A 19,210-nucleotide genomic window follows, 5' to 3' on the forward strand; every position below is an offset into this window, starting at 1 on the left:
GGGCTCACCCTTGCCAAGCCCGGCACCAAACAACAATCCCCCCGCTTTTCACGAGGGGATTGTTCACTATCAAGTTCTTTCAGGGCAGACAAGCAAGGCATCAAGGCTTACGTTGCCATTCCCGTTTCAGGCGTGGCCGTTTCTTTTTGCTTGACGGCCTGATGGTCCAGGGTCTCGCTGACGCTTTCCCACGCATTCTGCAAGCTATCAAAAACGCGATGCGCGTGAATCTGCTTGAACAGACCCATGCGAATCAGCTTGCGACCCACTTTCTCGTTCGCCTCGCACAGCGCCACCATGACATTGCGCTGTTCCAGCTCCGCCAAGGCAGTCTCCAAAGCCTGCATGGCCGTCGCATCCACAAAAGGCACGTAATTCAAGCGCAAGACCACGGCCCGAACCTGCTCCGGCACCGTCAGCAAGGAACGATTCACCGCTTCCACACTGGCAAAGAAGTACGGTCCTTCCAGAGTCAGCACCGAAATATCCTGCCGCAATTCCTGGCTGAAGGACAAATCCAGTGCCCGCTGTAAACGGCGGCCTTCCAAGGCCCGCACTTGCACCCCATCCGAGGTGCGTTTGAGCACATACAGCATGGCCAGAATCACCCCAATATTGACGGCTACCACCAGATCCGCAAATACCGTCAGGGCGAAAGTCACCCACAGAATGAACAAGTCAGCGGTAGGCATACGGCGCTGCAGGCGAAGAACCAGCTTGGCCTGACTCATATTCCAGGCCACCATGAACAGAATGGCCGCCAACACCGTCAGCGGGATATAAGCCGCCAGCGGGGCCAGCAACAGCAGAACCAGTACCAGAAAAATGACATGCACCACGCCGGCAATGGGGCTGTCACCGCCATTACGGATATTGGTAGCGGTACGGGCAATGGCCCCGGTAGCCGCAATCCCGCCAAACAAGGGCGAGAGCACGTTGGCAATCCCTTGGCCCACCAATTCCTGATTGGAGTCGTGACGGGTCCCTGTCATGGAGTCGGCCACGACAGCGGACAGCAAGGACTCAATCGCACCCAACATGGCAATTGCAAACGCAGGCCCGATCAGCTCCACCACGCGAGTCAGCGTAATTTCCGGCCATTGAAACGACGGCAAACCACTGGGCAAGGCACCGAAGCTGGAGCCGATAGTGGCCACCGACTCAAAACGGAAAATCGCCTGGATAAGCGTAATGACCACCAGGGCCACCAGCGGTCCGGGCAAACGCGCCAGACTTGGGATCTTGGGCACGACAATCAGAATCGCCAGAGACAAAAGCCCCAGCAGTGTGGTTGCCCAATCCAGGGACGGCAGGTTCTGCAGCAAGAACCAGAGTTTCTCGTGAAAGTGCTGGCCCTCGACGACGGGAAGGCCAAAAAAGTCCCGCCATTGACCCACCCAGATGATCACCCCGATACCGGCGGTAAAACCCACGATGACCGGATCGGGAATAAAGCGGATCACGGCTCCCAGGCGCAGCAGGCCCAGCAACAGCAAGATCACCCCGGCCATCAGCGTGGCAATTTGCAGGCCCGCCACCCCATGTTGGGCCACCACCCCGGACAGGATGACAATGAAGGCCCCCGTCGGCCCGGCAATCTGCACCCGGCTGCCGCCAAATAAAGACACCGCCAAACCGGCAATAATGGCGGTATACAAACCCTGCTCGGGCTTGACCCCGGAGGCAATGGCGAAGGCCATGGCCAACGGCAAGGCCACCACCCCCACCACCAAACCAGCCAACAGGTTATTTAGCCAGTGTTTTCGCCCCAGGAGTCCGGCTCGACCCGCTTCCAGCAGTGCAATCATCGCGCGTCCTTGTCATGCCCAGCCTGCTCGACACAGATGAGAAACAAGCAGGGCCTCAACCCAAATGAAGCCTTAATGATACTACTGCGTGTCAAAAAAACTTCACGTTAGTGATGGGCTTATTTGACGCGGCATAAAAAGGCCCCCACGCTGCGCCTGCGGCTTGCGCTCCACCTCGCGGCCTGCATGCCGCTCGGATTCGCCTGGCACACAGCAGGCCGCAATGGACTACTGTGTGTCCAGGCTCATCCCCGAGGGGGCGCTTTTTACCGGGGGCGCCGAGCCTTGGGACGGCCCAGCGATAAAAAAAGCCCCACCTCAAAGAGGTGGGGCTCAGTGACAACGAACACGGAGTTCAAGGGTTGCGGGCGCGCAGCAGACGCAAGCTGTTCAGCACCACCAGCAAGCTGGCACCCACGTCGGCAAACACGGCCATCCACATGGTGGCCTGGCCGGTCAGGGCCATCACCAGGAACACGGCCTTGATACCCAAAGCCAGGCTGATGTTCTGCCACAACACGGCATGCAAGGCTCGGGACTGACGCATCAGCAAGGCAATCTTGCCCAGATCATCGTCCATCAAGGCCACGTCAGCGGTCTCGATCGCAATGTCCGAACCCAAAGCTCCCATCGCGATACCCACATCGGCACGAGCCAGGGCGGGTGCATCATTGATGCCATCACCCACCATCGCCACCAAACCGTTACCCAGTTTTTCCTCGATACGGTCCAGCTTGTCCTGTGGCAGCAAACCACCTCGGAAATCCTTGATTCCGGCTTGCTGGGCGACATGACGCACGGCTTGCTCGTGGTCGCCCGAAAGCACTTCCACCTGAACGCCCTGCGCTTGCAGATCGCGAATCGCCTGGCTGGTGGTGGGACGCAGCGTATCCATCATGGCGAACCAGGCCAGCAGACCGTGCTCGTCACCCAGATACACCATGGTGGCACCGCTCTCTACCGCTTGCTGCTCGGCCTGGCTGGACTCAGCCTTGTTCTGCCCCAGCACCCAGCTACGCTTGCCCAGACGCAATTGGCCAGTCGTGCCTTGTGCTTGCACACCATTACCCGCCAAAGCTTCGAATTGATCCAGGCGCACCAGACCCGATGCCACACGGCCACGGGCAATCGCTTGCGAGGCAGGATGATCCGAACGCTCGGCCAGAGCAACGGCCATGTCCAGCACTTCGCTATCTGACAGGCTTGGACGCAGGCTGCCATATTCGCTCAAGGAAGGCTCGCCCAAGGTCAGGGTGCCGGTCTTGTCCACGGCCAAGTACCGTAGCTGACGAGCCCGCTCCAGATACACGCCACCTTTAATCAAAATACCGGCACGCGCGGCACTGGCCAGGGCACTGACTACGGCCACAGGCGTGGAGATCACCAGGGCGCAAGGGCACGCAATGACCAGCAGAACCAGAGCGCGGTATACGGACTCCGACCAGCTCACACCCCAGATCAAGGGCAAGGCCACAGCCATCAAGGCTGCCGCCACCACAACCAGCGGGGTGTAGATGCGAGAGAACTGGTCGACAAAGCGCTGAATCGGAGCCTTGTTGGCCTGGGCCTCCTGAACCGAACGTGTGATACGGGCCAGCAAGGTTTCATCATGCGCGGCCTGGACCTGATACACCAGTTCGCCCATGCCATTGATGGTGCCTGCAAAAACCTCGTCACCGGGCGCTTTGTCCACGGGGGCACTTTCACCCGTGATAGGAGCCTGGTTAACCGTGCTTAGCCCTTGCAGAACTTTGCCATCCAGGCCAAAACGCTCCCCAGGGGCCACACGCACTTGCCAGCCTGCCTGCACCTGATTGGCCGGTACACGCTGCCAATCCTTGCCATCGGCACTGACCAGCACTTCATCCGGAACCAGCTTGAGCAGGCTGTCCACCGCATTACGGGCGCGGTCCAGGGAACGAGCCTCAATCCACTCAGCCAGGCTGAACAAGGACATCACCATGGCGGCTTCAGGCCATTGGGCCAGTAGTACCGCGCCGGTAACGGCAATACTCATCAAGGCATTAATATTGAGCTGACCATTACGCAGCGCAATCCAGCCCTTCTTGTAGACCTGCACGCCGCCGGACAGAATCGCGGCCAGAGCCAGAACAATCACCAGCCACTCGGGGGCCGCCAGCCAGTGGCTGATCTCGGCGGCCAAAGCCAGCACCACGGCGCCGGCAATGCGAATCAGACCTTGCTTGGGCGATACCTGCTTCACAGGCTCTTCATCGGCCATGCGGGGTTCAAAGCCCAGGCCGCGCAACGCGCCCAGCACCTTGTCACGGGCACCATCCACGTGGTCTACGGTCAACACACGCTGCATCAGGTCAAAACCCAGGTTCTGCACCTGATCCAGCTTTTTCAGGCCGGAGCGAATCATGTTCTCTTCCGCCGGGCAGTCCATATCAGCAATATGCACGACCAGACGAGTGGAGGTACTGGCCGCCAAGGTCACCGATGGGCCAAATGCGGGTGCCGAGCAGCACGCCCCCTCGTGGGAGTGCGACGCTTGTTCTGCATGGCTGTGATCGTGATCATGGCTATGCTCGTTGCTGTGATCGCCCGCCGCATGGGCGTGATCATGACTATGGTCATGTACGTGCTCGGTCTGGCAGGCTGATGTTGTGCACTGCCCCACGCCGAGCTTTGATGTGTTGTTAGCTGATGTCATAGCAGTTCCTCGCTTCTTGCATGGGACCAGTAGAAAGCCTAAAGTAACTACAAGGTCAAGCCCTTTGGAGGCCAAGCAATGAAAATTGGTGAGTTGGCGGAAAAAAGCCACTGCAACACGGAAACCATCCGCTATTACGAGAAAGTTGGGCTGCTGCCCGAGCCGGAGCGCAGCGAGGGCAACTACCGCCTGTACCGCAGTATCCACCTGGAACGGCTACGTTTTATTCGCAACTGCCGCAGCCTGGATATGACGCACGAAGAAATTCGCGGCCTGCTGGCATTCATGGACGGCCCAGCGCAAGACTGCGCCCCGGTCAACGATTTGCTGGATGAACACATCGAGCATGTGGCCGTACGCATTGCCGAGCTGGAACACCTGCAAAAACAACTGATTGAACTGCGTCACCGCTGCGGACAGGCCGGTGGCCTGGAGCATTGCGGCATTTTGCAGGGATTGGTGAATATGGAGCCGGATCAAGTCCCGGCTCCCACAACCCATTTGGGCTAAGGCGGTGTGACGTGGTCCTTAGCCACGCACCCGCCCTGCCGCCCACATTCCGATCAGCATCGCGACCAGAAACAAAATAGCCAACGGTGCGCCCGACGCAGCCAGCACAATGGCCGGTCCGGGGCAGAAACCTGCCACACCCCAACCAGCGCCGAAAATCAAAGCACCCAACACCAAAGGACGGTCTATTTGACGCTGCTTGGGCAGATTCATGGGCTGGCCAGTCACAAAAGCACAAGGACGACGGCGTGCCAGACTGAACGGCACAATCGCCACCGCAATTGCCGCGGCCATTACCAAGGCCAAAGACGGGTCCCAGGCTCCGGCCAGATCCAGAAACGCCAGCACCTTGCTGGGGTTGGCCAAGCCGGAAATCAATAAACCCAAGCCAAAAATCAGGCCGGAAACTAAAGCGATGAAATAGTGCATGGCGGGCTCCTTAGATCAAATGACGCAAGACAAATACGGTCAGAAAGCCGCTGGCCATAAACGTCAGCGTTGCCACCAAAGAACGGGGCGACAAACGCGACAGACCACACACACCATGACCACTGGTGCACCCCGAACCCAAACGGGTTCCGAACCCCACCAGCAAACCGGCTACCACCACCCACATCCAGGGCTGCGGCTGCACGACAGGTACGGTTTCCCCGGCCAGGCGGTACAGCCAGGGTGCCGCCGCCAGGCCCAGCAAGGCCATCCAGCGCCAGCCCTTGTCACCCGCCTCCCCGCTCCAGGTGCCCGACAGCAGGCCGGATATGCCAAACACCCGACCATTGAACAGCACCAGCACCGCGGCCGCCAAACCAATCAAGGCGCCGCCAAACAAGGCGCTCCATGGGGTAAAGGAACTCCAGTCAATTGCGATCATCAATGCCTCCTGGGGCACAAAAAATTCCATATAAAGTTTGCATGACAGCCAGCACCGCCGGGTTTTCCAGGCGGTAATAGACGTACTTGCCCTCTTTGCGGCTGGCAATCAGCTCTTCGCGCCGCAAAACCGTCAATTGCTGGGATAAAGTAGGTTGTGAAATTCCACTGCGTTGCGCCAGCTCCCCCACATTGCATTCGCCCTGCACCAACGTGCACAGAATCATCAGGCGGTCAGGGTTGGCCAGGCTGCCCAGCAAGCTGCTGGCTCGGCCCGCTACCTGTCGCAGGGCTTCCAGTTCGGTTTGATTCATAACGTTCTACAAAAATACAATATATATTATTATATAATATCTTTTCATATTTTTTAAGCAACAAGAGGTCTGACATGCTCCAAGCCCAGGTCGCCAGCTTCTTTCATACGGACACATCCACGTTCACCTACGTGGTTTATGCCGAAGGTCAACGCGAATGCGCCATCATTGACTCGGTGCTGGACTACGACGCCGCCTCCGGCCGCAGCAGCACCGTGTCTGCCCAGAAGGTCGTGGACTTTGTGCGCCAGCATCAGCTGGAGGTGCAATGGATTCTGGAAACCCATGCCCATGCCGACCATCTGTCCGCTGCGGTCTGGCTGCAAGAACAGGTGGGCGGGAAAATAGCCATTGGCGAACACATCAAGCAAGTGCAGTCCACGTTCAGCCGCACCTTTAATATAGAGGCCGAAATACAGGCCAACGGCACACCCTTCGATACGCTGTTCAAGGATCAGGAACCGTTCCAGATCGGCGCCATTCAAGTGCAGGCTTTGCACGTGCCCGGTCATACCCCGGCAGATATGGCCTATCACGTTCAAGGTCTGGGCGTATTTGTGGGCGACACCTTGTTCCTGCCCGATGTCGGTACCGCCCGCTGCGACTTTCCGGGCGGCAGCGCCAGCCAGCTTTATGAATCCATCCAGCGCCTGCTGGCCCTGCCCGCAGATACGGTCTTGTTCATGTGCCACGACTATCCGCCTGAAGGACGGGAGCCCCAGTTCCACTGCACGGTTCAGGAGCAGAAGGACGGCAACATCCACGTACACGACGGCATCAGCCAGGAACAGTTTTGCGAGCGCCGCCGCGCACGCGATAAAACCCTGGGCATGCCACGCCTGATCCTGCCTTCCATTCAAGTCAATATCCGCGCCGGACACTTTCCCGAACCAGAAAGCAATGGTCAGATCTATCTGAAACTGCCCGTCAATCTGCTTTGAATATGACTTTTTTTTGCGTCCGGGCAGACACAGGCTCGGACGTAGAAAAACTTTTAAGGCTCAGCCTGCGTATACTGCCCTTTTCTGCACCCTGAACTTCAGAAGGAAATAACTGGCATGACTTACGTGGCCCTCAAACACTTGCACATGACAGCCGCCGGGCTGAGCATTCTGTTTTTCATTATTCGGGCCTTTTGGTCAGTCAGCGGATCATCCTGTTTGCAGAATCGCTTTGTGCGCATTGCCCCGCATGTCATCGATACCGTCTTGCTGGTCTGTGGTCTGGCGCTGGCCGGCATGTTGGGCGCAGCCGCCAACCAGCCCTGGCTACTGACCAAGATTGTGCTGCTGGTGGTCTACATCGTGGTGGGCAGCTATGCCATCAAGCGCGGTAAAACCGCCTTTAGCCGCGGCGTGGCAGCCCTGATTGCGATTGCCATCTTTGCCTATATCGTAGGCGTGGCGCTGAATCGCAGCCCGGCGTCCTGGTTCGTCTAAACCAGTAGCCCACATACAAGAAAAACCCCCACGCTACGCCTACGGCTTGCGGCCCCCCGAGGGGGAGCTTTTTGTCTTGGGACGGCCCGACGACAAAAAAGCCCCTGTCAGTGAAAGTTATCTTCCACTGACAGGGGCTTTTTACATAACTGTCTTACCAGACACCTATCCAGCGCTGTACCAGCAAACTGCTGACCGCCACCGCGATCCAGACTCCCAAGCCCAGCAAGGCAGGCCGCACGCCCGCTCGGGCCATCACACGCAAGTCCGAAGACAAACCGATAGCTGCCAGGGCCAGCACCATCAGGAACTCAGCCAGAAAACGCAGGGGTTCCAGCCACTCCACCGGCACCCAACCCAGCGAGCGCAGAGCCGAGGCCACCATGAACCAGACGATGAACCAGGGAAACACACGCATCAAGTCAAAATCCCGACCAGCCTGACGCGAACGCCACACTTCCAGACCCGCCAGAATCAGGCAAATCGGGATGATCAAGGTTGCTCGAGTCAGCTTGACGATAGTGGCGTGGTCACCGGCCTGACGGCTGTAGCTATAGCCTGCTGCCACTACTGAAGACGTATCGTTGATGGCGGTTCCCGCCCACACCCCAAAACCTGCGTCCGACATATTCATCATGTGACCGGCCACGGGGAAAATCAGCACGGCCACAATATTGAAGATAAAAATGGTGGAAATCGCCAGTGCGGTTTCATGTTCCTCAGGCTTCAGAATAGGCGTGACCGCTGCAATGGCCGAGCCACCACAAATCGCTGTCCCCACCCCAATCAGGGTGCGCAGCTTGGAAGGAATCCCCAAGGCTCGGCCCAGCACCAGCGCCGTCACAAACGCCACCGTCAAGGTCACCAGGGTCACCGCCAGCGAATCCATACCGGTACGCATCACTTGCGGCAGGCTCAAACCAAAACCCAGACCAATAATCGACCACTGCAACAATACCTTGGACGAAAAGCGCAAACCGGGCTGAAACACCGTAGCCACGCCCATGCTGTTACGCAATACCATGCCCAAGACAATCGCAAAAACCGGACCGCCAATCAAAGGCCACACTTTACCCAGGCCCATAGCGGCCACACCCACGGCCACCGCCAGTAAAAAACCCCACCAACGCGACGGCTTCAGAGAGAAACCCGATTTGCCCTGTGCCTTCAGGGTCGTGCTTCCTGCTGGTAAATCGGTCACACTGCTCATCTCGTCATTCCAGATATGTAATAAGTAAAAGTAATTTTAGGTTGACCCCGAGTATTAAAAAATTCATTATTACTTATCGTAAGTATCAATTTTATTTATCATGAATGCGATCAGCATCAGACAACTGGAAGTGTTCGTAGGCATTGCCACCTTGGGCACCGTGCGTGCTTGCGCCGCCCAGATTCACTTGTCCCAACCTGCCGCCAGCATGGCCTTGGCCGAGCTGGAAAAGCAGCTGGACTGTCCCCTGTTTGAACGCACGCCGGGGCGCATGCAGCTGACCAGCCGCGGCAAGCAATTGCTGCCACACGCTCGCGAAATTCTGGAACGCGTGCGGGAGATGCAAAGCCAGCAGGAAGAAAGCGAGTTGCGTGGTGAAATCCGCATCGGGGCCAGCAATACCGTCGGCAACTATCTGATTGGGGATCTGGTGGGGCAGTTTGTGCGCCAGCACCCGCGCGTGTCCCTGCATGTGTCGGTGGACAACACGGCCAACATCATCAATCAGTTGCTGGAACATGGCTGCGACATTGCCTGCGTGGAAGGCCCGGTCAATCACCCTCAGTTGGAAACCTGGATCTGGCGCGAAGATGCGCTGGTCGTCTGCGCCGCCCCCGATCACCCGCTGGCTACCAAGGCCACCTTGGAAAAACAGGACTTTGCGGGCATGAGCTGGATCATGCGCGAACGTGGCTCGGCCTCCCGAGCGCTGACCGAACAAGCCTTGAATGTGCTGCCCGGCGGCCATGTGCTGATGGAGCTGGGTCAGGTAGAAGCCATCAAACAGGCGGTCATCGCCGGACTGGGCCTGGCTTGCCTGCCACAGGCAGCTACCCTGGATGCTGTTGCCAATCAGCGACTACGCATCCTGGACACCCCTTTTCTGGATTTGAAGCGCCGCCTGTCCCTGGTCCTGCATAAAGAACGCTACCGTAGCCAGGTGTTAAGCGCTTTTGCGGAACATGTACACAGCCCGGAGTCCGGTTCAAGCGCATCGGAAACTTGACGCAAGTTTGCATTCTGATGATGGTTGACACCCGCAGCAATGCTATTCTTGCTGCAGTGCAGCACAAACAGAAGGGACCATAAGTCCCGCTCTCCTGCCCACCTCTTGAACCGAGTGATGCCATGAACACTGTTCCTACGCCACAAGCGCAAGATGTCCCCGCTTTTGCCCGCCCCTCTTATTTGCCACCCTACGAAACGGTAGCCCTAGTATTGCAAGGCGGCGGCGCTTTGGGAGCCTATCAAGCCGGTGTATATGAAGGTTTGCTGGAAGCAGGAATCGAGCCAGACTGTTTATCCGGGATTTCAATTGGGGCCTTGAACACCGCGATTATTGCGGGCAATCCCCCCGAGCGGCAGGTAGAACGCCTGCGGGAGTTCTGGAATACCATTTGCGAGCCCTACTATGGCTGGTCCAGCCCAGCCTGCCTGGAGCGTGCCCTCTTTGGTATCAACGATGTCATGCGTGAGGCCATCAGCGCCTTCAATGCCAGCAACGCCCTGGTCTTGGGACAGCGTGGCTTTTTCCGCCCCCGTTTCCCCCCTCCAATGCAAGCCACACCGGGCGTGCCCGAAGGTGCCAGCTATTACGACACCAGCGCCCTGAAAGACACGCTGGAACGTTTATGTGACTTTGATCGCATCAACGACAAGCGTCAGCGCATCTCGGTAGGTGCTGTCAATGTAGGCACGGGCAACTTTGTTTACTTTGACAACCATCGCACTACCTTGCGAGCCGAACACTTCATGGCCTCGGGTGCCCTGCCTCCGGCTTTCGCCCCCGTGGAAATTGATGGTCAGTATTACTGGGACGGCGGTCTGGTTTCCAATACGCCGCTCTCTTATGTGCTGGATCAGTCACCCCGCCGGGACACTCTGGTTTTTCAAGTGGACTTGTGGAGTGCGCGTGGCCCGGTACCCAACAATATGGGTGAAGTCAGCGACCGCTTGAACGAGATCCGCTACTCCAGCCGTACCCGTATGGTGACCGAGGACATGCGTCATTCGCAGTACATGCGTCATATCCTGTCAGAGCTGCTCCCCCTGATCCCCGAAGATCAACGCAAAGACCTGTTGCCGTGCCGCCTGGCCGAAGAGCTGGCCAGCAACAAGCGCTACAACGTGGTGCACCTGATTTACCGCAACCAGCCCTACGAGCAGCACTACAAGGACTATCAGTTTGGTCGCATGACCATGCGCGAGCACTGGCGTAGCGGTCTGGATGATATTCGCCAGACGCTGATCCATCGAGACAAGCTGAACATGCCGGAGAACCTGGCCGGTTTCACCACCTACGACGTGCACCGCGACGAAATCGAAAAACGGCTGGCCAACAACGGCAAGTAAGCCAGCCTGTGCCGAGACTTAGCGGCGGCTCAAGACCATCGCGCCGCTAAGTACAAAGGCCGTACCCAGCAATTGCATGAGCGTAATCGGCTCCCCCAGAAACCAGTTCGCCAGAAACAGAACCGAAACTGGGCCAATCAGCCCCATTTGAGCACTCATGGGCGCGCCTACTCGCTCCACTGCCCACATTGTCATAAAGGTCGGCAAAACCGTATTGCAGACGGCGTGAATCATGGACAGGCCATAGACCGGCGCAGGCTGCACCAGCCCCTGCCAGCCCAGCACGGCAAAAAAGTGAATCAGGGTGTAGACCGCCGAGAAGGACATGGCATAAGCCACCAGCCGTGTAGAACCAATGGCCTTGAGCAGCTCGCCCGAACCAATCAGGTAGATGGCATAGGAAATGGCCGAACCCAACACGCAAAGCGCACCCAGCAGCACATCATCGCCGGTCAGGCTCAAGTCCTGCACAAAGACCAGCCCTACCCCTAAATAGGCCAGCGCCAGAGCCAGCCATTGTTTGGGCAGAATGCGTCGTTTCAGAAAGATGGCGGAGAACATCAGCACAAAGGTAGGCGACAAAAACAGAATCAGCCGCTCCAGCCCTGCCGAAATATATTCAAGGCCGATAAAGTCCAGCAAACTGGCCAGGTAATAGCCCAGAAAGCCCAGCACCACCAGCTCCAGCTTCTGACGACCAGTCAGTGCGGCCAGCTTGCCCTGCCGTACTTTCTTCACTTGCCAAAGGGCAATAGCCAGAAAGAAAGGCAGCGACAAGAGCATTCGAAAGCCAATAACGGTCAAGGCGTTGACATCGTATTGATAGGTCAGCTTGGCAACCACCGCTTTGGCGGAGAAAAGAATAGAGCCGCCCCCCGACAGGGCCAGTCCAATTAAAAAGGAACTGCGCTGCGCACTGGAGCTTTGACTAGCTTGCATGGGAATTCATCACTTTGCAGGGCGACACCGTCAGCACAAGAGCTGCTGGCCCCAGCGAAAAAAGAGTCAACAAGCCGTCGATTCTACTCTTTGCTTCTGGCAGCGGCCACGTTGACCCTGCCAATATCGCAGCCAATGGCCCACTAGAGTGCACAAGTCTCCAAAACCGGAAGATCGCGAATGACACGATGTCGAACCAACTCCTCAATAAAGACAAAGACTTAGTCTGCCCACCCGTGAAAACAGCACCAACATGCCAAAACTTTTGTGCTGTTCCTCCATGAAAACTTGCACATTTCGCAAAATACATGCTATATTCTTTTTCTCTGGTCCCCGATAGCTCAGTCGGTAGAGCGACGGACTGTTAATCCGCAGGTCCCAGGTTCGAGCCCTGGTCGGGGAGCCAAGAAAACCATTGAAATCAGCCCATAGCATTTGCTTTGGGCTGATTTTTTTTGTCCTTGCAAAATGCGTCTGTCCGATAACAACGCAGCGGCGCCATTAACATTTTGACAAACAAAATCCTTTAGCCAAAAAGACAGCGGGACTGCATGTTGATGCCGCCCCGCTGTGGCTCTTTTCCCCTGACCTAGCCCCTGCCCGGGACGATGCCGCCGCTGCTAACGCACTACGTCGACCCGGAGCTGGCAGAATCAGTCAGAAAGATCAGAAACGGTGCGTGATACCGACCGTGGCAACCGTGCTCTTCAGATCGCTGTAGTAGCCGATGTTGCGAGCGTAGGAGCCAATCGCGTACAGATTGGTGCGCTTGGACAGGTTGTGCAGGTAGCCAGCGCTAAATACGTGCTGGGTCTTGGCATCATCAGTACTGCGTGGAGTCGAGCGTGGATCAGCCATGGTCCAGGAAGCCAGAACCGAGCCGGCCTTGCCTGCAGGAACAGTCACGCCCAGCGCGTAGGAGTTAACCTTCAGGTCTTTGTGCAGTCCGGGACCAAACTGTTCGGTTTGCAGCGAGCCACCGATGTAACCGTTACGGCTTTGGCCAAAAGCAGCGTGCAAGGTAGCAAAGCTGAATTTGTAGCTGGCAGCCAGGTTCCAGGCGCTGACATTGCCGCTTTCAGCCGCAACCAGGTTGCCGCCTTGCTCACGAGCCGAACCATAACGGGCCTGGTCAAAGCTCAAGGCCGCTTTCAAAGGACCATTGGTGTAACGCATGGCCACGCTAAAGGCTTTCACGTTAGCGTCGTCGCTGTTGATGGTATTGCCAGTCAAACCGCTACGATCCCACTTTTGTGCGCCGTTGGTATTGAAAGAATAGCCAGCACCGAACTGGAAGCCGGAGAACTCGGGGCTCTGGTAGGCGACCATATTGTCGTAACGAACCGTGTTGGCCGCATCAAATGCAGCACCCACGCCGTACTGATAGCCGTTGCCACCAAAGGGACTGGCTACACCGGCAACGTACAGGGAAGTCACAGTGGTTTGACGGCCCAGATCCACACGCCCCCAGGATTCGCCGCTCAGACCCAAGGTAGCTTGACGACCAAACAAGCGGTTCTGGCGCATATTGCCATCGCTCAGATCAAAGCCGCTTTCCAGCATGAAGTTGGCTTTCAGACCGCCCCCCAGATCTTCACTGCCCATCAGGCCCCAGCGGTTACCCATCCAGCCCTGATCGTACAGACCAAAACGGCTTTGTTTCTCTGCGCCACCTTTCAGGTCGCTCCCTTTCCACTGCTCGTAGCCCAGGCCTGTATCCACCACGCCGTACAAGGTCACGTTTGATGCGGCGTATGCGGGAACCGCCAACACAGGCATCAACATGGCTGCCAAGATAGTTTTTTTCATGTTCTCTGTTCTCTGTAAACGTCTGAATGCCGGATTTCTTATCGTTGTCCGGCTCTTGATCAAGTGCTGGGTCCCACCGCCTGAAAAGCTGATTTCCCGACGTCAATCCCCTGCACCCCCTCCTATTTCTTGAAGCAAAACTGCTCAACAGATCAGCCCTGAAACAGGGATGAAAGGGGCTTGATAGTTGAGGCACATATACTGCAAGCATTTATATTTCAGACATAAACAATATTGGTGTCAATAAACTGAATCCAGCGTGTTTACTGGGTTTAATACGCATTTTCCCTAGTTTTTCACCTACAGAGAATTCAGCAAAAAATGGGCTAAACGGTCGCAAAGCCAATAAACAAAAGGCTTGCAACCATTTGCAACAAACCAGGCTCATGAGCCTTATTGACCAGACGGTATGTTTCCAATGAAAAAATCAGGATTTACGCCTATTGCCAAGGCCGCATCCGGTTTTGCGTATATGAAAATGAATTTCTCAAAAAATACCTCTTTACAATCTCGATAGCCCTACCCTATAATTATTTTCTTTGCTGGTCCCCGATAGCTCAGTCGGTAGAGCGACGGACTGTTAATCCGCAGGTCCCAGGTTCGAGCCCTGGTCGGGGAGCCAAAAATACAAAAAGCCCAGCTACGCAAGTAGCTGGGCTTTTCTACATTTGGACTCATGAAAAAAGCCTCTTGATTGCTCAAGAAGCCTTGTCTGCAAGATCACTATCCAGAATCGCTTACTTGGCTCCTGCGGGTGTAATGCTGATCTCATACGGCACGAAGTTCTCCACTTCCAGCAGATCCTTGGCCAACAAATCAACACGCTCGCCATTCATCACTGCAGTCGCCCCCGTCACCACCACTCGCAAATTCTGATCGCAAGCGATTTCGTTATACCAATAACCAGTGGCATAGCGATCGGCACTGGAACTTCCAAAATCGTCCACCTCGATCACATCCTCGGCCACCAGCTTATTGTTCTTCTTGCTTAGCACCTGAATATGAACCCTCAGTTGCTGCACCGGCTCCATTTGGGAATCAAAAGTAAAGTTCGCAGCGCACATTCCCTGATTCGCAAAGACCGTATCGGAATGCCACATCTGCACCGCCTGTGCCTGGCCAGCAACCACACCACCCAGCAGCATGGCCCCTGCAGCCAGCTTCACACTTTTACGAAAATCCACATTGCCCTCTCTTTTGCCATAGAAACCCAAGCGCTCTTATACACAAAAAAGAGAATAACCGCTGTGTTTGCAACATACGCTTCCAGAAACGTCCAGTTTGCAACACTGAAGTATTTCACTCCATAGGCTGCGTAACTGGCGATAATGCAGCATCCCGTTTTCTATCCCGGTCTGTCGCGCCGGAACCTGCCGATTATTTCGCTGCTTGCACTCTTTTATGCTTGATACTCTTTTTCCCTTTTTAGGGGGGCTTGGCCTTTTCCTGATTGGCATGATGCTGCTGTCCGAAGGACTGGTGGCTTTTGCGGGTGGCTCTCTCAAGCAGATCCTGCTGGCGTTTACCGGCAGGCCCATCAAGGCCTTTGTTTCCGGCGCCCTGATTACCGCGCTGGCCCAATCCTCTACCGCCACCACCGTCACACTGATTGGTTTTGTCAGTGCAGGCCTGATTTCCTTTACACAAGCCATAGGCGTAGTCATCGGTGCCAGTCTGGGCAATACCGCCACCGGCTGGATCATCTCGGGTCTGGGGCTGAAAGTGAATCTGGGCTTTTACACCCTGCCGTTGATCGGCTTGGGTGCCCTGCTCAAACTGCTTGCCCCCGGTCGCTATAAGGAGCTGGGCCGGGCACTGGCAGGCTTTGGCACTCTATTTCTTGGATTGGGCATGCTGCAAGACGGCATGCAAGGGCTGGCAGCCAGCTTCAGCCTGGCCCATATGCCAACAGGAGGCTATGGCGCACACCTGTTGATCATGCTGACCGGCCTGGCTCTGACCGCCGTGCTGCAATCCTCGACCGCCGCAATCGCCATGACCTTGACCGCATTGGATGCCGGTGCCGTCAGCTTTGACCAGGCCGCCGCCATTGTCGTGGGAGCCTCCATAGGCACCACCCTAACCGGCGTACTGGTTGCGATCGGTGGCACCATTTACGCAAAACGCACAGCCATTGCCTACATTCTGTTCAACGTTATTGCCGGTCTATTGGGGCTGCTGATCCTGCCCTTGTTCCTGAAAGCCATGTACGCCACAGGCTCCTACATCAACGTTCCTCCCGGTGCATTGGGACTGGCGGCCTTTCACAGCCTGTTCATCGGCCTGGGGGCTGCCTTGTGCCTGCCCTTTACCCAGCAGTTTGCTCGCTGGGTACAAGGCCTGGTACCCGATCGGGCTGCCCGCCCCCAGCACCATCTGGACGACAGCTTGCTGCAAGTACCGGCCCTGGCCCTGGAGACCACACAACGCACCCTGGAAGAGTTGGCCCAGCGCCTGCTGAACCTGTATCAGCACAGTCTGAACATGAGCCGCCCCAGCACCGCCACTGCCGACCTGCAGCAAATCGAGACAGTCCTGGATCAAGCCTACGAATTTGTATTACGCATCCCCAGCGCTGCCGATGATCCCGCCGTTGCCGCCCGTATCAGCGCGCTCTTGCACACCATTGACCATATGCAGCGCCTGCGCAGCCGGCTGCAACATCCGCCCAGCACGGACCTGCAGGACAATCGTTACCAGCAAGCCCAAACCCTGGCCACAGAGCTCAATACCCTGGCGCAGCAAGGCCTGCACGGACAAGCCCCTGGTGATTGGCTGGAGCAAGTACAAGCCAGAGCCCAGGCCCTGGCTGATTTGTTAAGCGCCGTTCGCAGTCAGCTTCTAGCCGCGCCACAAGGCCATGATGATGTCTCACGCACCTTGCGCATCACAGACACCCATCGCTGGTTCGAACGCAGCAGCCAGCATGTCTGGCGCAGCAGCTATTACTTGCAGCTGGCTCGCCAACCGGAGCAATAAGCCCCAAGCCCATACATCAACCCGGCTGGCGCCGCTACCCGCAAGCAGGCGCCCCCAGCTTACCCTTCATACTTGAAGCAACTTTTGGGGCTCTCCTGCCGCGCAAAACTCATATGACAAGAATATGCAAAACAAGCGTGTTTTAAAGCCCACAGAAACCCAATAAACAGATACCAAGATTCACGCTCATAGTAAGGATTCCCCCTTACAATCGGCTCAAATTCACGCTAATGGAAAAACTCCATGTCCACCCGGCCAAATCTACAATTCCATACCTTTTTGCTTTTGCTGGCCGCTGTATCCGCTGCCTTTGTCTGGATACTTCTTCCCTTTTATGGCGCCATATTCTGGGGTGCCGTTCTGGCTATCTTGTTTACCCCCTTGCAACGCAAACTGCTGGCTAAAACCAAAGGCCGGCGGTCTCTATCTGCCCTGATCAGTTTGCTGGTCATCATTTTGATCGTCATTATTCCGGTCATCCTGATTTCCATTTCCCTGGTTCAACAAATCGCCTCTTTGTACGATTTGATGAATAGCGGTCAGCTCAATCCGGGCGCCTACCTGCAAAAAATACTGAATGCCCTGCCTCCTAGCGTGACGGATTTTGCCGCTCGTTTTGGTCTGCATGACTTTGCATCCCTGCAAGAGAAGTTCTCTGAGTTTGCCGTGCAAGGCGGCCAGTTCCTGACGAAACAAGCCCTGAACGTCGGCCAGAACACCTTCCAGTTCCTGGTCAGCCTGGGCATCATGCTGTACATGCTGTTCTTCCTGCTGCGCGATGGCGTGGAGCTGGGTCGTCATTACCGCCAGTTGATCCCTCTGAGCGAGGGCCAGAAAACCCATCTGTTCCGCAAATTCACCACTGTGGTACGCGCTACCGTCAAAGGCAATATCGCTGTGGCAGCCACCCAAGGTGCGCTGGGCGGGGTCATGTTCTGGTTCCTGGACATTCAAGGCGCACTGTTCTGGGGTGTGCTGATGGCCGTGCTGTCCTTGCTGCCTGCCGTGGGCGCCTCGCTGATCTGGGCTCCGGTTGCCATCTACTTCTTTGTCTCGGGCCACTACGTCCCCGGCATCATCCTGACCGCCTTTGGTATTTTGGTAATCGGCCTGGTAGACAACCTGCTGCGCCCCCTGCTGGTGGGTAAAGACACCAAGATCCCGGACTACGTGATCCTGATCTCCACCCTGGGCGGTTTGTCGATTTTCGGCCTGAACGGCTTTGTGATTGGCCCGCTGATCGCCGCCATGTTCATTGCCTGCTGGGACCTGTTCCCTTCGGCCGTCAGCGCCCGCGTGGAAGCGGAAGAGCAAGACAGCAACGGCAAATAAAAACAGGCCAGCTTTGCGACTGGCCTGCCAATAGTCCAAGCAAGCAATCCCAGGGCCTGTTCCATGCTTGATCAAAAGCACAGAACAGGCCCTTATTCATTTCATCAAGTCCGCAGCACGGGCAGGAACACAATCCAGATATTGACGGCCAAGGCCAGAAACCACACCAGCGAACGCAAGGTGGCCTTGTCCATTATGTACATCAGCAAATACAGCACGCGCAGCACAATCCAGGAAATCATCAGGTTCTGCACGCGCAAGGCATCCGCCCCCGACCATAAGGCCAGCAAGACAGCCGCGTAAAAGAACGGCAAGGCCTCAAACGCATTGGCCTGCGCCGCATTGGCCCGACCACGCCAGCCCGACAGGCTGGCCAGCCACGGACGAGGCTCATGATTCGTAAAGCCCGCCCCACCGGCTTTGGCACAAATCGCCGCCAACCAAGGCAAGAAAGCCGCTACCACCAAACTGATCTTGATCCCCAGCATCATCGTCCCCTTCACAGGCTGAAAACGCCCAACATAGCACGCCGCAGCCCAAATGCGTGCGCAGAATTTACAAACCCGAAAAAAACAGGATATACTTATCGTCTTAGGTTAGCCGATGTAGCTCAGTCGGTAGAGCAGCTCATTCGTAATGAGAAGGTCGAGGGTTCGATTCCTTTCATCGGCACCAGCTAATCTAAAACCATTGAAATAAAATAATCAATAACTCAGTTAAATCAATGGTTTAACATCAGAAGCAATTAATCGCCTGCTTTCAACTATTCCACATAGACGGCCCCAAAAAAGCCCCACGGCTAGCCCCATGCAAATGGGCATATGGCAAGCAATGCCAAACATGCAGCGGCCATAGCAACCCAGCCCAGAAACCGTTAGGTTTCTCCGCTCACCAACACATCATTGCCGAGCTGAGAACCAAAAAACAAACCCCCAGGCTCGAAAGCCGGGGGGATCAGTACTCCAAGGCCA

The 19,210-nt window shown here is 56.4% G+C and carries 17 protein-coding genes and 3 tRNA genes; 10 read left to right on the forward strand and 10 right to left on the reverse strand.

Features of this window, described 5'->3' with window-relative positions:
• Window positions 1-107 precede the first annotated feature (107 nt).
• Together ACU6HM_RS18000 and ACU6HM_RS18005 are read right to left on the reverse strand one after the other, a co-directional pair.
• Window positions 108-1,808 (reverse strand): SulP family inorganic anion transporter, encoded by a 1,701-nt coding sequence (locus ACU6HM_RS18000; protein WP_250756940.1) that lies wholly within the window; start codon window positions 1,806-1,808, stop codon window positions 108-110.
• 355 nt (window positions 1,809-2,163) lie between these two features.
• Complete coding sequence (locus ACU6HM_RS18005; protein ID WP_009455398.1) at window positions 2,164-4,269, reverse strand: heavy metal translocating P-type ATPase; 2,106 nt, start codon at window positions 4,267-4,269, stop codon at window positions 2,164-2,166.
• 294 nt (window positions 4,270-4,563) lie between these two features.
• Between ACU6HM_RS18005 and cadR the strand changes: the two genes are divergently transcribed.
• The gene (gene cadR, locus ACU6HM_RS18010) at window positions 4,564-4,995 is read left to right on the forward strand and encodes a Cd(II)/Pb(II)-responsive transcriptional regulator (RefSeq protein WP_021446839.1); all 432 of its coding nucleotides are present in this window, start codon (window positions 4,564-4,566) and stop codon (window positions 4,993-4,995) included.
• 18 nt (window positions 4,996-5,013) lie between these two features.
• Here the strand turns inward: cadR and ACU6HM_RS18015 are convergent, their stop codons facing one another.
• Genes ACU6HM_RS18015 through ACU6HM_RS18025 form a run of 3 tightly spaced genes read right to left on the reverse strand, consistent with a single transcriptional unit; the run spans window position 5,014 to window position 6,179 of the window.
• Window positions 5,014-5,424, reverse strand: coding sequence for a DUF6691 family protein (locus tag ACU6HM_RS18015; protein ID WP_009455401.1), 411 nt, complete (start codon window positions 5,422-5,424; stop codon window positions 5,014-5,016).
• A 10-nt stretch (window positions 5,425-5,434) separates the two neighbouring features.
• Window positions 5,435-5,863, reverse strand: coding sequence for a YeeE/YedE family protein (locus ACU6HM_RS18020; protein ID WP_026484580.1), 429 nt, complete (start codon window positions 5,861-5,863; stop codon window positions 5,435-5,437).
• On the reverse strand, window positions 5,853-6,179 hold the full coding sequence (locus ACU6HM_RS18025; protein ID WP_009456065.1) for an ArsR/SmtB family transcription factor: 327 nt from the start codon (window positions 6,177-6,179) through the stop codon (window positions 5,853-5,855). The genes ACU6HM_RS18020 and ACU6HM_RS18025 overlap by 11 nt, the downstream gene beginning before the upstream one ends.
• 74 nt (window positions 6,180-6,253) lie before the next feature.
• On the opposite strand from ACU6HM_RS18025, the gene ACU6HM_RS18030 reads away from it, so the two are divergent.
• Together ACU6HM_RS18030 and ACU6HM_RS18035 are read left to right on the forward strand one after the other, a co-directional pair.
• Window positions 6,254-7,120 (forward strand): MBL fold metallo-hydrolase, encoded by an 867-nt coding sequence (locus tag ACU6HM_RS18030; protein ID WP_254499560.1) that lies wholly within the window; start codon window positions 6,254-6,256, stop codon window positions 7,118-7,120.
• Between the two features lie 117 nt (window positions 7,121-7,237).
• On the forward strand, window positions 7,238-7,618 hold the full coding sequence (locus ACU6HM_RS18035) for a SirB2 family protein (RefSeq protein ID WP_021446841.1): 381 nt from the start codon (window positions 7,238-7,240) through the stop codon (window positions 7,616-7,618).
• A 154-nt stretch (window positions 7,619-7,772) separates the two neighbouring features.
• Here ACU6HM_RS18035 and ACU6HM_RS18040 read toward each other — a convergent pair whose 3' ends face one another.
• Entirely contained in the window at window positions 7,773-8,828 is a 1,056-nt protein-coding gene (locus tag ACU6HM_RS18040; protein ID WP_411762718.1) for a YeiH family protein, read from the reverse strand.
• A gap of 100 nt (window positions 8,829-8,928) precedes the next feature.
• Here ACU6HM_RS18040 and ACU6HM_RS18045 point away from each other — a divergent pair, with 100 nt between their 5' ends.
• Together ACU6HM_RS18045 and ACU6HM_RS18050 are read left to right on the forward strand one after the other, a co-directional pair.
• Window positions 8,929-9,834, forward strand: a complete 906-nt coding sequence (locus tag ACU6HM_RS18045; protein ID WP_446764160.1) for a LysR substrate-binding domain-containing protein — start codon at window positions 8,929-8,931, stop codon at window positions 9,832-9,834.
• Window positions 9,835-9,956: 122 nt separating this feature from the next.
• Window positions 9,957-11,180: a patatin-like phospholipase family protein gene (locus tag ACU6HM_RS18050; protein ID WP_021446842.1), complete on the forward strand. Its 1,224-nt coding sequence runs from the start codon at window positions 9,957-9,959 to the stop codon at window positions 11,178-11,180.
• 18 nt (window positions 11,181-11,198) lie between these two features.
• On the opposite strand, the gene ACU6HM_RS18055 is transcribed toward ACU6HM_RS18050, so the two are convergent.
• Window positions 11,199-12,119, reverse strand: a complete 921-nt coding sequence (locus ACU6HM_RS18055; RefSeq protein ID WP_009456073.1) for a DMT family transporter — start codon at window positions 12,117-12,119, stop codon at window positions 11,199-11,201.
• A 330-nt stretch (window positions 12,120-12,449) separates the two neighbouring features.
• Between ACU6HM_RS18055 and ACU6HM_RS18060 the strand changes: the two genes are divergently transcribed.
• A tRNA-Asn gene (locus ACU6HM_RS18060) sits at window positions 12,450-12,525 on the forward strand.
• A gap of 260 nt (window positions 12,526-12,785) precedes the next feature.
• Here ACU6HM_RS18060 and ACU6HM_RS18065 read toward each other — a convergent pair.
• The gene (locus tag ACU6HM_RS18065; protein ID WP_009456075.1) at window positions 12,786-13,928 is read right to left on the reverse strand and encodes a porin; all 1,143 of its coding nucleotides are present in this window, start codon (window positions 13,926-13,928) and stop codon (window positions 12,786-12,788) included.
• A gap of 546 nt (window positions 13,929-14,474) precedes the next feature.
• Between ACU6HM_RS18065 and ACU6HM_RS18070 the strand changes: the two genes are divergently transcribed.
• Window positions 14,475-14,550: transfer RNA gene (locus ACU6HM_RS18070), tRNA-Asn, on the forward strand.
• 115 nt (window positions 14,551-14,665) lie between these two features.
• On the opposite strand, the gene ACU6HM_RS18075 is transcribed toward ACU6HM_RS18070, so the two are convergent.
• Window positions 14,666-15,112, reverse strand: a complete 447-nt coding sequence (locus ACU6HM_RS18075) for an IrmA family protein (RefSeq protein ID WP_021446843.1) — start codon at window positions 15,110-15,112, stop codon at window positions 14,666-14,668.
• 217 nt (window positions 15,113-15,329) lie between these two features.
• Between ACU6HM_RS18075 and ACU6HM_RS18080 the strand changes: the two genes are divergently transcribed.
• Window positions 15,330-16,907 (forward strand): Na/Pi cotransporter family protein, encoded by a 1,578-nt coding sequence (locus ACU6HM_RS18080; RefSeq protein WP_179136441.1) that lies wholly within the window; start codon window positions 15,330-15,332, stop codon window positions 16,905-16,907.
• Between the two features lie 243 nt (window positions 16,908-17,150).
• Complete coding sequence (locus tag ACU6HM_RS18085) at window positions 17,151-18,239, forward strand: AI-2E family transporter (protein ID WP_021446845.1); 1,089 nt, start codon at window positions 17,151-17,153, stop codon at window positions 18,237-18,239.
• 104 nt (window positions 18,240-18,343) lie between these two features.
• On the opposite strand, the gene ACU6HM_RS18090 is transcribed toward ACU6HM_RS18085, so the two are convergent.
• The gene (locus tag ACU6HM_RS18090) at window positions 18,344-18,727 is read right to left on the reverse strand and encodes an MAPEG family protein (RefSeq protein ID WP_021446846.1); all 384 of its coding nucleotides are present in this window, start codon (window positions 18,725-18,727) and stop codon (window positions 18,344-18,346) included.
• A gap of 111 nt (window positions 18,728-18,838) precedes the next feature.
• Here ACU6HM_RS18090 and ACU6HM_RS18095 point away from each other — a divergent pair.
• Window positions 18,839-18,914 (forward strand) — tRNA-Thr (locus tag ACU6HM_RS18095).
• The last annotated feature ends 296 nt before the right edge of the window (window positions 18,915-19,210 follow it).

This window comes from Alcaligenes sp. RM2, from assembly GCF_052931795.1.

Excerpts from the sequence above, each read along its gene's own strand:
- ACU6HM_RS18000 (WP_250756940.1), bottom strand. The coding sequence starts at position 1,808 with ATGATTGCACTGCTGGAAGCGGGTCGAGCCGGACTCCTGGGGCGAAAA.
- cadR (WP_021446839.1), top strand. The coding sequence starts at position 4,564 with ATGAAAATTGGTGAGTTGGCGGAAAAAAGCCACTGCAACACGGAAACC.
- ACU6HM_RS18015 (WP_009455401.1), bottom strand. The coding sequence starts at position 5,424 with ATGCACTATTTCATCGCTTTAGTTTCCGGCCTGATTTTTGGCTTGGGT.
- ACU6HM_RS18025 (WP_009456065.1), bottom strand. The coding sequence starts at position 6,179 with ATGAATCAAACCGAACTGGAAGCCCTGCGACAGGTAGCGGGCCGAGCC.
- ACU6HM_RS18030 (WP_254499560.1), top strand. The coding sequence starts at position 6,254 with ATGCTCCAAGCCCAGGTCGCCAGCTTCTTTCATACGGACACATCCACG.
- ACU6HM_RS18035 (WP_021446841.1), top strand. The coding sequence starts at position 7,238 with ATGACTTACGTGGCCCTCAAACACTTGCACATGACAGCCGCCGGGCTG.
- ACU6HM_RS18040 (WP_411762718.1), bottom strand. The coding sequence starts at position 8,828 with ATGAGCAGTGTGACCGATTTACCAGCAGGAAGCACGACCCTGAAGGCA.
- ACU6HM_RS18045 (WP_446764160.1), top strand. The coding sequence starts at position 8,929 with ATGAATGCGATCAGCATCAGACAACTGGAAGTGTTCGTAGGCATTGCC.
- ACU6HM_RS18050 (WP_021446842.1), top strand. The coding sequence starts at position 9,957 with ATGAACACTGTTCCTACGCCACAAGCGCAAGATGTCCCCGCTTTTGCC.
- ACU6HM_RS18055 (WP_009456073.1), bottom strand. The coding sequence starts at position 12,119 with ATGCAAGCTAGTCAAAGCTCCAGTGCGCAGCGCAGTTCCTTTTTAATT.
- ACU6HM_RS18065 (WP_009456075.1), bottom strand. The coding sequence starts at position 13,928 with ATGAAAAAAACTATCTTGGCAGCCATGTTGATGCCTGTGTTGGCGGTT.
- ACU6HM_RS18080 (WP_179136441.1), top strand. The coding sequence starts at position 15,330 with ATGCTTGATACTCTTTTTCCCTTTTTAGGGGGGCTTGGCCTTTTCCTG.
- ACU6HM_RS18085 (WP_021446845.1), top strand. The coding sequence starts at position 17,151 with ATGTCCACCCGGCCAAATCTACAATTCCATACCTTTTTGCTTTTGCTG.
- ACU6HM_RS18090 (WP_021446846.1), bottom strand. The coding sequence starts at position 18,727 with ATGCTGGGGATCAAGATCAGTTTGGTGGTAGCGGCTTTCTTGCCTTGG.